Genomic DNA, 15,218 nt, shown 5'->3' on the forward strand with positions numbered 1-15,218 from the left:
ACAGATGCTTCTTATTTGTATTGTATCGTAGTGGAACTTTTAATACGATACTAACAACCGGCCGGGTGTTGAAAAGGAGGAGTTACTAAATATGCCAGAAAATAAAAAAGCCTATTTTGCGGCGATACTATATGCCATTATTATTGGATTTTCATTTATCTTTACAAAAATATCATTAATGGAAGCTAGTCCGTTAGATACATTGGCACATCGATTTACGATGGCTTTTTTGATCGCCATAATTTTTAAGCTATATAGGAGGACATCAGTGAAAATAAGTGCAAAGGATACTTTGAAAATTCTTCCGTTGGTGTTCCTTTATCCAATTTTATTCTTTACATTTCAAGTGTTTGGCCTCTTGTATACCTCATCTTCAGAAGCGGGTATTATCCAAGCGACCATACCAATTTTTACGTTATTATCAGCTTCATTATTTTTGAAAGAATACGCTGGTAGAGGTCAGAAATTTTTTCTTTATTTATCTGTGATGGGGGTTATCTTTATCTTTGTCATGAATGACTTGCAAATTGCGGCTCACAGTTTGAAAGGAACGATCCTGATCTTATTATCCTCGATTGCTGCCGCTCTCTATAATGTGGTGGCGAGGAAGGTAACAAAGCAATATTCACTATTTACGTTAACTTATGTGATGACGTTCTTTGGTTTTGTGGCTTTTAATAGTATGGCCATCATCAACCATGTAATTAACCAATCTTTTAGTAGCTTTTTATTACCCTTCACAAGTAGTGCATTTCTCCTTTCAATCTTATATCTTGGTGCATTATCGTCACTGCTTACTGCTTTTTTATCAAACTATGCATTATCCATATTACCAGCATCTAAAATGAGCGTTTTTAGTAATTTAGCGACATTGATTACGATCATGGCAGGGGTGATTTTCTTACATGAATCCATTCATTATTATCACGTTATAGGTGCAATGATTATTCTTGCTGGGGTAATCGGCACGAACTATTTTGGTGGAAATCGGTCAAAACATATCCGTAAGAATGTTGCCGATCCATTGCTGAAAAGGGAGGTAAAGTGAATGAATAAATATTTGTTGCTACTCTTGATTAGTGGTATATGGGGATCTCAATTCTTCTTTATTGCATTAGTCATAGAAAATGTTGGGGTTATTACATTGTCAGCCATCAAAGCATGTATCGGCGGTATCTGTTTACTCTTCTTTGGTTTTTTTTTATCAAAAGAAGAGCGAAGAGTACCCAGGAGTTATTATAAATGGTATATAATCATTGCTTTTTTCGAGGTTGTACTGCCATTCGTGTTTATTGCACAAGGCCAGAAATCGGTGCCTAGCAGTATCGCAGCGGTGCTGATTGGAATGGTTCCCGTCTTTACCATCCTCTTTTTACTAGCATTTTTCAAAAGAAAAAGCACAAGGCCGGAGATTACAAGTATCCTATTCGGATTTGCAGGCATCGTCGTCCTTTCCTGGCCAACACAAGGAATCCAAGACCTTTCTAACAGTATTCAGGGGAACATCCTATTGATATTGGCTGCCATGAGTTTTGGATTATCATTGATTTTCATGGAGAAATTAAACGAGGGATCTTCCGTTATTCATATGAGAAATGTATTACTGATTGCCAGTGCATTGCTCATACCCATGTCCCTTTTGTTTGAGCAATCTTTCGAATTGGATTTAGCACGATCTCAATCAATCTACTTAGCGATTTTAGGCATTTTCCATGCAGGTGTTGTTTATGCCTTATTTAATAGGCTGATTCGGCAAGAAGGCGCATTATTTACTTCATATAGTAATTATATAGTGCCTGTCATCGGAATGATTTTAGGCTTTTTATTTTTACATGAAGCGTTGTCTATTCATCAGTTGATTGGAATGGGAATAGTTATGATGTCATTAGTTTTTTTAGACGGAAAAATAATAACCAAGTTGATAAGAAAGTAGTATTTTTATATGTGCTCTGGTCCGTTATCTTTAATTGTACTAATAAACGCAGTAATTTCAGAACTCGTATATTTAACGAAACCAAATTGAGAAAAGGGGAGCAGGTTTATTATATCTTTGTAAGATCTTTTTTGTTTTTGATCCGTAAATGATTTATATAGTAGAAGAAGCATCTGCTGAGGTTAATGCAGATGCTTCTTCTACTAAAAGGGGTAACGATTTATTGGCGCTAACCAGTAATAAATGCTTATATTTTTATTTTTTCTGCATTAGATAGTGAAGTATTTTTCTCAATCTTCATTATAATAAATCCACTCCAGGCAAACATTAAGGAGGCAATGTAAAAGATGCTGCCGATTGTTAAAAAGTCGACTAAATATCCGGTTGCAATCACCGCAGCCGCAGCACCGATGGATGTCCAAACATGGTAGTTTCCAATTTCCTCTCCCGCTGTTTTCTTCGTAACATATCTTGCCAGTACCGTTTTTTCAGTGTTTTTTTGCACTGCCCCAAGTACCCCCATAATGATTTGCAGGAGATAGACATGCCAAATTTCATATGCGAGGGGAAAGGCAAGAAGGATAAGTGCCATCCCCCATGAATAGATAAGGAGAAATGCTTTGTCACCGGCTTTGTCAGTGAATTTTCCGATTAAAGGATAACTAAGTGCTGCAGTCAATGAAAATATTCCATATGCCCACCCGAATTGCGAATAACTTGTACCTACATTTTTGATTAGCAAAATATAAAAAGGGAAAATCATGCTGGCAGCCATTCCAACAGTGCCTTGGTAAAAAACAAAACGTTTATAATTCATGGATGATACTCCTCATAGAAAAGATTCATGAAGCGATTATCAGGATCATATTTCTTTTTTAATCGAAAGAATTCCTCAGTACGCGGATACGCTTCAAATAATTGTGTCTGGGTTGGATACCCATAATAGGGCAAATAGTAGCTGCCGTTATGGTCAAGCGTCACATCAATCATATTACGGATGACCCTTCCCGTATTTTCCTTACTATCGTTATCTGTCCCTTGATTGATGAGCATTACAAGAGCGAACATATCATCCTTGGCATAGGACATGAGTGATTCATCATTATGTTCCACATAACGAATTGTAATATTTAATAAATTAAAATCTTTCTCATCAGATAAGGTATTTCTTAAATCATCGATATAATCAGCAAATTGATCAATCGGAATGAAGTATTCTTGGAGCACTTCAGTTTTGGTGGGGTTGTTGTAATCCATAAAGGCTGAGTCCGACCGCATCACATTATTCCTCGAAACCAAGTTGCCATCAATATTGGCCGTATAGGTTTTTTGAGTTTCCCAAAACCTTTTTTTACCCCAGTCATTAAAACGTGATAGGCCAAGAAAGAATTTAGGCACGGCAATGATCGTTTCCCGTTTGAGAGTATTGTAGTCAGATAGTTGTGTTTGGTCATTAGCCTTATAATAGTCCGTTACATACATTTCATCCAAATAGGAGCCAGGAGCAACAGATATTCTTGCAAGATGCATTTTAACATCATCGTTTTGGAGAACTTCTCTTTTAAAGTACGACGTATATTCATCATAATGGAGTGATTTAGTTTTAATTTTATAAAGTTCGTCATCGGTAAGGTGGAGTGTTACATCGAGTATTACGCCAAACAAACCATACCCGCCAATAACCGAAGAGAAGAGCTCAGAATTTTCTTCGCGGCTCACTGTTAGGATTTGTCCTTTTGCGTTAAGCAATCTAAAAGATTCCACGGTTTCTATCAAGGCATGATGACGGATATCGCGGCCATGGACATTAACGCTCAAAGACCCGCCGATGGTAAAAATGTTTTGAGATTGACTGACCTTCAGCGCAAGTCCATATGGGTTGATATATTCCTGGAGAGCAGCCCAGGTTGCTCCGCTTTGGACCGTGATGCGTTTTTCTTTAACATCAAAATCAAGTATTTTATCATAGTGCTTCATATCGAGCAGGACCCCATTTGGATATAATGTCTGTCCTCCTTGGCTATGCTGCATTCCGGCAATTGAAATGGGATCATCGTTTTTTTCGGCATCCAAAACGACCTTTTTGATTTCTTCTTCACTATCTTCCGCCTTAATCGTTTTCATTTTAACCGGCATCAGCCGGCTGATATCTTTGGCAATAGGGTGGTCAAGCTTGAAATTAAAAGCCTGCAGCGATAATCCAAATAATAGTGCATATAGGATGATAAATAAAAATCGTTTCATGATATCTGGCTTTCGACTCCTCATTTAATATGACTGACACTCAATAGAAAATAATGAAAAAGTTAATGGAGTTACCCTGACCATTCAGTGAGATTGGGGTTAATATTGAATTAATGTCAGATTCTTTGAAAATGAATCTTTTGATTTATGTATTAGTTCTTAGTTTTCAGCCCGTTAATGATTGTTTTGGTTAGCGGTATGGATAGTGATTCCAAGCTTTGTTCAGAGTTGTTTAATCCCCAATGATAGATGATTCCCATTAGGCTTTGGGTGATAAGTTGTGAAATTTCGTTAACTGATTGGTCAGTGCCAATGTCGTTTTGTTCTTTCGCCTCTTCAATTAATGAACGAATAATTAGGAAGAGTGAACGATTTGAATTTAAAAAGTAAGTATGTTCTTTCGAATCTAAAGCAGAACTGTAAATCACTTTCATTAAATCTTTGCCCATTTCTTCTTCCAGAAAACGCATCAATTTGCGTATGAAAATAAATAATTTCTCGGTAGCGTCCATATCGACTGGGAACGAACGGAAGACTTCACGATAGTAATCATCGACCTCTATGAATCTCACTAAAAAAATATCAGATTTCGCTGAAAAGTGTTGGTAAAATGACCCTTTTGATGTGCCGCTTTTTTTCACGATTTCGTCAACGGTAACTTTATCATAACCTTTTTCGCTAAATAGCTTTAAAGATATTTTTAATATTTTTTCACGAGTCTTTTCTCCCCTAAGCTGTTTCTTTCTAGGCTCGATCATAAAAAACCTCCAAATGATAATTGACAGAATATTCCTATATAGTTTAATATCAGACTACAGTCTAGTTAAATGATTGGTGGTCTATTTAATCTAACGTAGATCATCAATAATCACAACGCTTTCTTAATCGCATTTAGCATTTTTAGAAAGCGTTTACAAAGTTTTGAGATCAAGTATGGGGGAGGTTATTTCAGTTTAAATTAGGAGGTTTTTCAAGTAGATGAATTAGGAGGGGGTATCAGGATAAACTTAAAGACCTAGGAATGAACCATAGTATCGGGAAGCAGGAAAAGTGGTGTGCGTTAAAAGGATTATTTTTTGGGAAATAGTAGCAAGAAAAGGGAGGGAATTATCATGAATCATTCCAGTGGTGAGATAGAGAAAAGAACGATCAGTAAAACGATGAAACGGATTCTTCCATTTATCTTGCTCCTTTATATCATTGCTTACTTGGACAGGGTCAATTTAGGCTATGCTGCTTTACAAATGAATGCAGAGTTAGCCTTATCCGCTGAAGTTTTTGGATTGCTTTCCGGCATTTTTTTTATAGGCTATTTCTTCTTTGAAGTTCCCAGCAACATGATCATGCATAAAGTGGGAGCTCGGATATGGATTGCCCGCATAATGATTTCGTGGGGACTCGTGGTAATATTAACAGGTTTTGCGCAAACAACGATGCATTTATATATTCTCCGTTTTTTATTAGGTGTTGCCGAAGCTGGGTTTTTTCCTGGTATAATTTTGTATTTAACTTATTGGTTCAGGGCCCGCGAGAGAGGACGGGCAACAGCGGTCCTGCTTTTAGCCTTACCGATTGGCGGATTGATTGGTGCGCCTGTGTCGACGTGGATTCTTGACAATATTTCCTGGTTCGGTATGGCCGGCTGGAGGTGGATGTTCATCCTTGAAGGCATTCCGGCCATTATTATCGGTGTTGTTGTTGTTTTCTATTTAACTAATAGACCGACTAACGCTAAATGGTTATCTAAGGAAGAAAGTGATTGGTTAGAAGGGGAATTGAGTGCGGAAAGAAAAGTTAGCTCGAAAATAAATAAAGTCACAAAGCTTGCTATGCTGAAAGATGCGAAAATTTGGAAGCTGGCCCTATTTTATTTCGCGGGGTACACATCTATCTATGGATTGTCATTCTGGATGCCAACCATCATTAAATCTTTATCGGAAAATGCAACAACCAATTTAGAAATAGGCTGGTTAGCGATGATTCCATCGTTAGTCGGCATACCTGCCGTTATATTTGTGGGCTGGAATTCAGATCGGACCAATGCACATAAATCACATTTGCTCGTTTGCCTCATGATAGCAGTTGTCGGATTTATCGGGTGCGGCTTTTCAGATAGTGTTTTTATGATGGTGCTTATGTTAACGATTACATCTTTCGGTTTATACGGGTTCAGTGGATGTTTCTTTGCCTATATGACATTTTTCTTCACTGAGTCCACTGCACCAGTTGGAATAGCCATCGTCAATTCAATTGCGGCTTTAGGAGGTTTTGTAGGACCGATGATTCTCGGAACTGTTGCATTTACTCAAGGTATGTTTATTTTATCTGGATTACTTGTAATAGGAGTCATCACCCTATTATCATTAAAATTGACAGATGCTTCAGCGGAAAACGTCGTAAAAGAAGTTGAAGTAAATATTAATCGATTATAAAGGTTCTAAATGTATTGAAGATTAAAAGAAAAGAAACATCATTGGAAATCACAAAGTTCCTATGATGTTTCTTTTTGTAATTTCATATGGCTACTTCCCGAGCAGATAAAAATAACGGCTGAGCATGTCAAAAATTTAACCTTAATCGCAGGTTCTGCCCAATAAGACTTGTTTGTAGTTTTCGGCGGGATTAGAATGGAGATGAGATACAAGTCTTTTCAATTGCTGACTTCATATTTATTTTCATTACAGGAATATCAGCAGAAATGAGGTGATGATGTGGAAATTCATTTGGTGGCAAAAGATGAGATTGAGGCTCAAGGAATTCGTTGGATAGTCGAGTCCCACCTAACGGGAGTTAGACTGATCTTATGGAAAACGATTGAAGAATTTGAAAAGGGCATCCGCAATCAGCAACCGGAATTCGTTATTTTGGATATGGATATTTGGACGGATGAAAGTGAGGCGATGGGTGTTTCGTTAAAGCGAAGGGGAATTCGATGGTTAGGGATTTCATCTGAGCGAATTTTTCAGACGGCTTATCGAGCCTTACGTTTCCGTGCTGAAGATGTATTATTCCGTCCTTTTTCTTCGGCGGATTTGGTAAAACATATCCAACAATTGCGTTTTCAATTGAGAAATGGTCCAAATCTTCTCTCATCAAACACCATGGATGATGGGAATGCTCTGGATATTGGGTATCCTGATTTCTTCTTGACGGACCGGAGGCATGAAAGTCGAATAACCATGGTCGCTTTTTTGACACCTGATAACAAGACCCTTCCATTAGTTTATGATGAACTGCAACGATATTCTTTTACTGGGAAGAATCAAATCTTCGCTTTATCGGATTTTATTTTATGTGTCCAGGAAACAAAGGAAGTTGAAGTTTATAAGGAAGAGTACCAAGCGTTTCTTGCCCACTGGAAAGAAAGAATGGATGAGCCCCTTGCCATCATTATAAAAGCGGCATCTTCAGATGAGTCTTTAAAAAGGATGTATCAGCAAACACGTGAATTTACGAGACAAATCTTTTTCGATGGATATGATATCATTTTAGCCGAAAGTCAACAAACTTCGCATCAAGAGATGGATCCGTTCCTCACGCCTCTTGAACAAAGACTTTGGATAGAAATGCTCGAACGACGGGATGCGAAAGCCATCAGGAACTGGATTGAGCGTGAATTCCTTACCTTTGAACGACCATACCCCGACCCGGAAATCGTTCGTATCCGCCTTACAAGCGTACTTGCGCAGATTCGTAGGCATATGAAATCATACAACTTGCAAACTGCCTCTTTAGAAGCAATATACTATGATGTATTTCAGCAAATTGTACATAAACCCGTCATTCATCAAATAGTAAAAGAGCTGCATGCGTTCACGACCCATATGCTTCTGCAGGATCATGGACAATTACAGGAAGGTGCGCGCACAATTAGTGAAAAGGCAAGAGAGCTGATCGAGTCCAACTATTGGGACGCCCAGTGGAATCTAGCAAGTTGTGCAGAGACTCTGCGTATCAATAAAAGCACACTCAGCCGACGTTTTGCGGCTGAATCCGGCGAGTCTTTTCGAAATACGCTGCATCAAGTTCGAATTAGGGAAGCTAAACGTTTATTAAAGGAAACGGATTTATCATTGGAGGAAATCTCACAATTGGCCGGCTATTCACATCAAACTTATTTCAATGCAAAGTTCAAATTGCTTGAAGCTTGTACACCATCAGCATATCGGTCTGGATTATAAAAAAGGACGATTCAATAAATGAATCGTCCTTTTTTATTTATTTCATAACAATGTAATTAATGAAATTATTCATAAAAAAATAAAGATAACTACAAAAAGTGTAATTAAATTATAAAAATATCATTAAATTATAATGAATTATTCTGAATTTTTCTTATAGAATGAAAATATAACAAACCAAGGGGGAAAGTGAAAATGAATACGATTACAAACAAGGTTATACGTTATAGAGGTACTGATTTGCATACGAAAGGCTGGCAACAAGAGTCAGTGCTTAGAATGCTGATGAATAATTTGGATCCTGAAGTCGCTGAACGTCCTGAAGATTTGGTTGTATATGGAGGGATTGGGAAAGCAGCACGTAACTGGGAATGCTTTGATGCAATCGTCAAATCACTAAAAGAGCTTGAAAATGATGAAACTTTATTGGTCCAATCAGGGAAACCGGTGGCAATTTTTAAAACGCATACCGATGCACCCCGTGTCCTGATTGCCAATTCAAATATCGTCCCGGCGTATGCAAACTGGGAAACATTCCATGAACTTGATAAAAAGGGCTTGATGATGTATGGGCAAATGACGGCTGGCAGCTGGATATATATTGGCTCTCAAGGAATCGTACAGGGTACATACGAGACATTTGCCGAGCTTGCAAAACAACATTTCAATAACTCGTTAAAAGGCACCATCACTCTTACGGCAGGTCTAGGCGGCATGGGTGGGGCACAGCCACTGGCAGTTACGATGAACGGTGGGGTCTGTATCGGAATCGATGTTGATGAGACAAGAATTGACCGGAGGATCGAGACTCGTTATACCGATGTGAAAACGGATTCTTTGGATGAAGCCATTCGTTTAGCCAAAGAAGCTAAACTTGCAGGAAAAGCATTATCGATTGGTTTGATTGGGAATGCTTCAGATATTCTTCCGGAAATGATCGCAAGGAACTTCATTCCGGATGTCTTGACTGATCAGACTTCGGCCCATGATCCGCTAAATGGATATACACCTTCAGGTATGTCAATGGCGGAGGCGGCAGAATTACGAAATGCGAATCCAGAAGAGTATATTAAACTCTCTAAAGCTTCAATGGCGAAACATGTTAGCGCGATGCTTGAAATGATGGAAAAAGGAGCCGTGACGTTCGATTATGGCAATAACATCCGTCAAGTTGCGAAAGATGAAGGCGTAGAGAATGCTTTTGACTTCCCTGGCTTCGTTCCAGCGTATATCCGTCCACAATTTTGTGAAGGAAAAGGTCCATTCCGCTGGGTCGCTTTATCTGGTGATCCTGAAGACATTTATAAAACAGACCAAGCAATTTTACGCGAATTCGCGGATAATGAACATTTATGTAACTGGATTAGAATGGCTCAAGAAAAAATTCAGTTCCAAGGTCTGCCTTCCCGCATTTGCTGGCTTGGTTATGGGGAGCGCGCCCGTTTTGGTAAAATCCTTAATGATATGGTTGCCAGCGGTGAATTGAAAGCCCCGATAGTAATTGGACGTGACCATTTGGATTCAGGCTCTGTCGCTTCTCCAAATCGTGAAACGGAAGCCATGAAGGATGGATCGGATGTAGTGGCTGACTGGCCGATCTTAAATGCAATGGTGAATGCAGTGGGCGGCGCAACTTGGGTATCCGTACATCATGGCGGTGGCGTAGGAATGGGATACTCAATGCATGCTGGCGTGGTAATTTTGGCTGACGGCACCGAAGAAGCAGCAGCCAGGATTGAGCGAGTGCTGACAACGGACCCTGGGATGGGCGTAGTGCGTCATGTTGATGCAGGATATGAACTTGCAGAGGAAACAGCCCGTGAAAGAGGTATTAATATCCCGATGCTTGATAAAGGAATTGATAAACAATGACAAAGCCAATTTGGATAAAACATGCCGCTCAACTTGCTACCCTTACATCTGAAAGGAAAGGTCCGCGTTCCAAAGAGGCAATGTCGGAGCTTGGTTTGATAGAGGACGGAAGTATATGGATCGAATCTGGGTTGATTCAAGCTGTCGGTACAACCAAGGAATTGGAAAAACTCTATGCTGATAGAATGCATGAAGCTGAAGTTTTCGATGCTACTGGCCATTTGGTGACACCAGGCCTTGTTGATCCCCATACGCATGTTGTATATGGCGGAAGCCGTGAGCGTGAATTCGAAATGCGTCTAGAAGGTGCAACATATATGGACATCATGAACGCAGGTGGGGGCATTCATGCAACCACCCGCATGACAAGGGAAGCAAGTGAAGAAGAGTTGATGGAACAAACCAAGCGCCGCCTTGATTCGTTTCTCGCTCATGGCGTGACTACTGTAGAAGGTAAAAGCGGTTATGGAATGAATTTGGAAACCGAATTGAAGCAGTTGCGGGTGATGAAGAAGTTACAGGAAGAGCATCCGATTGATTTAGTTCCTACTTTTATGGGAGCCCATGCGGTTCCAAAGGATTATAAAGGTCGTGAGGATGAATTTGTCGATCATCTGATTAATGATATGCTTCCAATCGTCTCTGAAGAAAAGCTTGCTGAATTCAATGATGTGTTTTGTGAAAAAGGGGTTTTTACCCCTGAACAATCAGAGCGGATTTTAAAGGCGGGGAAAAAGTACGGCTTGATCCCTAAAATTCATGCTGATGAAATTGAGCCATACGGGGGAGCGGAACTAGCTGCCAAAATAGGGGCTATATCAGCTGAGCATTTATTAAAGGCTTCCGAAGAGGGAATTCAAGCCATGGCTAAGTCAGGAACAATTGCCTGCTTGCTTCCAGCCACAGCTTTGTATTTAAGAGAAGATGCGGCCCCAGGACGCCGAATGGTTGATGAAGGTGTAGCTGTTGCCATTTCGACCGATTGCAATCCCGGATCCTCGCCGACGACTTCCATGCCGCTTGTCATGAACCTGGCATGCATCTCGATGCGGCTGACCCCTGCTGAAGCGCTTACGGCGGCAACATACAATGCTGCTTGTGCAATCAACAGACAAGAAAAGGTAGGTTCACTTGAAGTGGGAAAACAAGCGGATGTCGTTTTATGGAATGTTGAAAACTATCAGGAATTGCAATATTTATTTGGGGTTAACCATGTTAAGACTGTATGGAAAAACGGTGTTCAAGTTGTGAATGATAAAGTGAAGTCTGATTCCAAAAGCCTTACGGGCCTTTAAAAATCAATATTCTCAATCAATGTCTACCCATTCCATCCGCTGAAAAATTCAGGGGATGGAATGGGCTTTTGGAAGTATACAACAAATGTAATGGTGCTGAATAGTAGGATGATGATCTATCATCCTACCCATTTTCAGCGTTAAACACTTTACTGCTTTACAGTGAAATTAAATGAAAGTGTTTTAAGGAATTCGTGGAAATGATTCTTCCATGTGGAGGGAATTTTATGTGGATAATCACTATCCATTCGAAAAATGGCATAAAAATGTTTGAGTTTACCACAGAAAAGGAAGCTAGGGAAAAATTCGAGGTAATGGAAGGCTGTAAAATACTTAGTGAAGTCATTTATTTCAATGATATACAATTGATCGAATCTTAAACTATATTTTCATATATTAAATAAAATTTAAAAGGTAGTATGATTTGATATAGTTTATAAAAAGAGTATTATTTCATAATATTCTTTGCTGAATTTTTTTATAGTATTAAGCTTAATCGATTCATTCAATTTCAGGGTCACTACTGAGTTTTACAGGAAGAGTGTTTTTTGAATCGATATATCTTATAAAGCAAAAAGTGGAGGGGATTCTTTGAACGTACAAAAATTCACTATTGACGATGCCCCATTTAATAGGTTTCATTTTCGAATTGCAGGACTTACATTCGGTTCCAGCTTTTGTGATGGCTATTCTTTAGGGATCATTGCGATGGCCCTGACAGTATTCGGGCCTCAAATGAATATGAATTCAATGTGGACAGGGCTGATCGGCAGCTCTGCTTTAATCGGTCTGTTTGCGGGATCTTTAATACTTGGAAGACTTTCTGACCGTGTAGGCAGACAGAAAATCTTTCTCGTAAACTTTTTACTTATCACGGTAGCTACTATTTTACAATTTTTTGTTAGCAGCCCAGAACAGCTTTTTATTTTACGGTTGCTGATTGGATTTGGACTTGGAGGAGATTACGCTGTCGGTACGACTTTGCTTGCCGAGTTTTCACCTAAAAAGTATCGCTCCTCTCTCCTCGCGTCTATAAACGTAGTATGGACGCTTGGATATGTAGCATCAAACTTTGTTGGTCATTACCTGGGACAAGCTGGTTCAGACTCATGGCGTTGGATGCTTGTCAGCGCTGCCATTCCGGCTATTGTGGTTTTAATCTTAAGAATAGGAACGCCTGAATCACCAAGATGGCTTGTCAGCATGGGGCGAGTCGAAGAAGCTCGCCAGATTGTAAAAAAACACCTTGGATCGAACGTTGAAATGGGAGAAACGACGACTGGCACAGAAAAACAAAAGACTCTGGGATTTCGTGGACTATTCAGTAAAAGGCTTCGTAAGCGTTTGGCTTTTGGCGGAATATTCAAATTAACTCTTGTTATTCCGTACTTTGCAATTTACACTTTCCTGCCTTCCATACTTAGTACAATGGGTTTTGAACAGAACTTTTTTGCCGATACAATGTTAAATCTATTCTTGCTTGTTGGGGCAATTGTTGGTCTTTGGCTGCTTGCAAAATTTTCTCGTAGAGGATTTACCATCGGGGCTTTCACGATCCTTACCGTTTCATTGTTTTCACTCAGCTTCTTGCACAATGGTTCTCAATTCTTAATGTTGTTAGCCTTCTTGATCTTTACTTTTTTCATGTCAGCAGCATCGAACCTTACATTAGTATACCCGGCAGAGCTTTTTCCAACTGAGATCCGTGGCTCGGGAATAGGCATGGTTACGGCAATTAGTCGGATTGGTTCTGCAATTGGAACATTTTTGCTGCCTGTTTCTTTAAGTTCATTTGGATTAAGTGCCTCAATGGCAGGAATGGCAGCCATTCTGCTGGTCGGCTTGATCGTATCGATCGCCTGGGCACCTGAAACGAAGAATCTTTCATTACATGAAGCAAGTGACCCTTTGCTAGAAGCGGAGAATTCTCCGAAGGGAACCGCTCTTCCCTTTACAGAAAATGAAAAAATAACATAAGATTGACTTCCAGCGAATAAATGAGAAGGACCAAAACATTTTTCTCCTTCTTGATCAGTCATACGAGAGGAGATGTATAAGGATGACAACTACCGATTGTTTACATCCTATGGATATTAAAGAGGTTGTAATAGGAGATGATGCCATCTCAATCGAAGAGGTAATTGCGGTTGCAAGATATGGTGCAAAAGTTACTTTCACTGAGGCATATTGTGAAAGGGTGGATAAATCACGAAGCTTAATAGACATGTTTTTAGATGATAATAGATTGATTTACGGTGTAACGACAGGTTTTGGCAGTAATATGACGGAGGTGATTTCTCCAAAGGACGCCGAAACCCTTCAACGGAATATTGTTCGTTCACATGCCGTTTCTGTTGGGGAAACTCTTGAAAAAGAAGTCGTAAGAGCCATTCAATTGATGATCCTCGTGAATTTAGGCCAAGGGTATTCAGGGGTCCGTTTACAAGTTTTAAAGCTTATCGCTTCACTGTTAAATCACGATATACTTCCCTATGTTCCAGGTGATGGGTCAGTGGGGTATCTTTCTCCTGAAGCTCACATGGCCTTAGTGGTGATTGGTGAGGGAAAGGCATGGTATCAGGATGAGCTCATACCTGGCAGGGAAGCTTTAGAGAAAGCTGGTTTAGCACCTGTTACGTTAGGTGCTAAAGAAGGATTGGCACTTATAAGCGGGACTACTTCCGTTACTGCGATGGCTGTCCTGGCTTTATACAATAGTATGCAAGCCGCGAAAACCGCCGACATTACGGGAGCTATGTCTTTAGAAGTGCTAAAAGGTACAATAAAAGCATTTGATCCCCGTTCTCACGCATTGAAAAAACATGAGGAACAGGCTAAGACAGCCAGAAATGTTACAAGGATTCTTGAAGGCAGCCAAATCATTGAAACTTACAAGGAACATAGATTACAAGATGCACTTAGCTTACGATGCATTCCACAAGTCCATGGAGCCGTAAAAAGAGTTTTGAAGGACGCTGCTGTTTCGATCGAGAATGAAATGAACTCTGTAAGTGACAATCCTCTGATTTTTCCGGAAGGGGAAGATGGAATTGCCCTGATGGCGGGAAATTTCGATGGTTCATTTGTTGGGATTTATACGGATGCGATTTCCATCGCGTTAGCAAACTTAGCAAAAATAACAGAACGCAGAATAGATCGGCTTGTAAACCATCACCTTAGTGAATTACCTAATTTCTTAGTGGTTAATCCAGGTTTAAATAGTGGCTACATGATTCCGCAATATACAGCCGCCGGACTATTGAATGAAATCAGGGTGCTCTCGCATCCAGCCACAATAGATAATATCCCTACCTGCGCAAATCAAGAAGACGTGATAAGTTTTGCCTATTTCGCTGCGAAGAAAGCCTATCGGATTTCGAAGAAACTTGAATATATTTTAGCCATTGAACTGATGACGGCAACCCAAGCAATGGATTTTCATCTGCCCTTGAAACCGTCACCGGTTACGGAGGGGGTATATCATTTAGTTCGGAGCGAAGTCCCGATGGTTGAAGAAGACCGCTTTTTCCATCCTGACATTGAAGCGATATATAGGCAAATTCATGAAGGGGAAATAGTGAAGTTCGTTGAAACGTCAATCGGGGAAATAGAGTTCTAAAACTATGTGGAAGCTGTTTTACTTTATTAAATAAGGTAAAATGGCTTCCTTTTTTTAAAATGAAGGATCATATT

General features: G+C 39.7%; 12 protein-coding genes. 9 read left to right on the forward strand and 3 right to left on the reverse strand.

Annotated elements, in window-relative coordinates:
• The first annotated feature begins 91 nt into the window (after positions 1 to 91).
• Positions 92 to 1,048, forward strand: coding sequence for a DMT family transporter (locus tag ABOA58_RS11275; RefSeq protein ID WP_350302358.1), 957 nt, complete (start codon positions 92 to 94; stop codon positions 1,046 to 1,048).
• On the forward strand, positions 1,049 to 1,933 hold the full coding sequence (locus tag ABOA58_RS11280; RefSeq protein WP_350302359.1) for a DMT family transporter: 885 nt from the start codon (positions 1,049 to 1,051) through the stop codon (positions 1,931 to 1,933).
• A gap of 247 nt (positions 1,934 to 2,180) precedes the next feature.
• On the opposite strand, the gene ABOA58_RS11285 is transcribed toward ABOA58_RS11280, so the two are convergent.
• From ABOA58_RS11285 to ABOA58_RS11295, 3 genes are all read right to left on the reverse strand, one after another.
• A complete protein-coding gene (locus ABOA58_RS11285; RefSeq protein ID WP_350302360.1) occupies positions 2,181 to 2,750 on the reverse strand; it encodes an MFS transporter in 570 nt (189 codons plus the stop codon).
• On the reverse strand, positions 2,747 to 4,177 hold the full coding sequence (locus ABOA58_RS11290; protein ID WP_350302361.1) for an FAD-binding oxidoreductase: 1,431 nt from the start codon (positions 4,175 to 4,177) through the stop codon (positions 2,747 to 2,749). Before ABOA58_RS11290 ends, ABOA58_RS11285 begins: the two co-directional genes overlap by 4 nt.
• Positions 4,178 to 4,329: 152 nt before the next feature.
• Entirely contained in the window at positions 4,330 to 4,935 is a 606-nt protein-coding gene (locus tag ABOA58_RS11295) for a TetR/AcrR family transcriptional regulator (protein WP_137024496.1), read from the reverse strand.
• A 354-nt stretch (positions 4,936 to 5,289) separates the two neighbouring features.
• On the opposite strand from ABOA58_RS11295, the gene ABOA58_RS11300 reads away from it, so the two are divergent.
• From ABOA58_RS11300 to hutH, 7 genes are all read left to right on the forward strand, one after another.
• The gene (locus ABOA58_RS11300) at positions 5,290 to 6,609 is read left to right on the forward strand and encodes an MFS transporter (RefSeq protein ID WP_350302362.1); all 1,320 of its coding nucleotides are present in this window, start codon (positions 5,290 to 5,292) and stop codon (positions 6,607 to 6,609) included.
• Between the two features lie 279 nt (positions 6,610 to 6,888).
• Positions 6,889 to 8,358 (forward strand): helix-turn-helix transcriptional regulator, encoded by a 1,470-nt coding sequence (locus ABOA58_RS11305; RefSeq protein WP_350302363.1) that lies wholly within the window; start codon positions 6,889 to 6,891, stop codon positions 8,356 to 8,358.
• Between the two features lie 195 nt (positions 8,359 to 8,553).
• A complete protein-coding gene (gene hutU, locus ABOA58_RS11310) occupies positions 8,554 to 10,230 on the forward strand; it encodes a urocanate hydratase (protein WP_350302364.1) in 1,677 nt (558 codons plus the stop codon).
• A complete protein-coding gene (gene hutI, locus ABOA58_RS11315) occupies positions 10,227 to 11,525 on the forward strand; it encodes an imidazolonepropionase (protein ID WP_350302365.1) in 1,299 nt (432 codons plus the stop codon). Before hutU ends, hutI begins: the two co-directional genes overlap by 4 nt.
• Positions 11,526 to 11,752: 227 nt before the next feature.
• Positions 11,753 to 11,905 carry a hypothetical protein gene (locus tag ABOA58_RS11320; RefSeq protein WP_350302366.1) on the forward strand — a complete coding sequence of 51 codons (153 nt, stop codon included), beginning with the start codon at positions 11,753 to 11,755 and terminating at the stop codon, positions 11,903 to 11,905.
• A gap of 211 nt (positions 11,906 to 12,116) precedes the next feature.
• Positions 12,117 to 13,502, forward strand: coding sequence for an MFS transporter (locus tag ABOA58_RS11325; RefSeq protein ID WP_350302367.1), 1,386 nt, complete (start codon positions 12,117 to 12,119; stop codon positions 13,500 to 13,502).
• 82 nt (positions 13,503 to 13,584) lie between these two features.
• Positions 13,585 to 15,144 (forward strand): histidine ammonia-lyase, encoded by a 1,560-nt coding sequence (hutH, locus tag ABOA58_RS11330; protein WP_350302368.1) that lies wholly within the window; start codon positions 13,585 to 13,587, stop codon positions 15,142 to 15,144.
• Positions 15,145 to 15,218 lie beyond the last annotated feature (74 nt).

This window comes from Peribacillus frigoritolerans (assembly GCF_040250305.1).
In the GTDB taxonomy this organism is placed as follows: Bacteria; Bacillota; Bacilli; order Bacillales; family DSM-1321; genus Peribacillus.

Excerpts from the sequence above, each read along its gene's own strand:
- ABOA58_RS11275 (WP_350302358.1), top strand. The coding sequence starts at position 92 with ATGCCAGAAAATAAAAAAGCCTATTTTGCGGCGATACTATATGCCATT.
- ABOA58_RS11300 (WP_350302362.1), top strand. The coding sequence starts at position 5,290 with ATGAATCATTCCAGTGGTGAGATAGAGAAAAGAACGATCAGTAAAACG.
- hutI (WP_350302365.1), top strand. The coding sequence starts at position 10,227 with ATGACAAAGCCAATTTGGATAAAACATGCCGCTCAACTTGCTACCCTT.
- ABOA58_RS11280 (WP_350302359.1), top strand. The coding sequence starts at position 1,049 with ATGAATAAATATTTGTTGCTACTCTTGATTAGTGGTATATGGGGATCT.
- ABOA58_RS11290 (WP_350302361.1), bottom strand. The coding sequence starts at position 4,177 with ATGAAACGATTTTTATTTATCATCCTATATGCACTATTATTTGGATTA.
- ABOA58_RS11295 (WP_137024496.1), bottom strand. The coding sequence starts at position 4,935 with ATGATCGAGCCTAGAAAGAAACAGCTTAGGGGAGAAAAGACTCGTGAA.
- hutH (WP_350302368.1), top strand. The coding sequence starts at position 13,585 with ATGACAACTACCGATTGTTTACATCCTATGGATATTAAAGAGGTTGTA.
- hutU (WP_350302364.1), top strand. The coding sequence starts at position 8,554 with ATGAATACGATTACAAACAAGGTTATACGTTATAGAGGTACTGATTTG.
- ABOA58_RS11285 (WP_350302360.1), bottom strand. The coding sequence starts at position 2,750 with ATGAATTATAAACGTTTTGTTTTTTACCAAGGCACTGTTGGAATGGCT.
- ABOA58_RS11320 (WP_350302366.1), top strand. The coding sequence starts at position 11,753 with ATGTGGATAATCACTATCCATTCGAAAAATGGCATAAAAATGTTTGAG.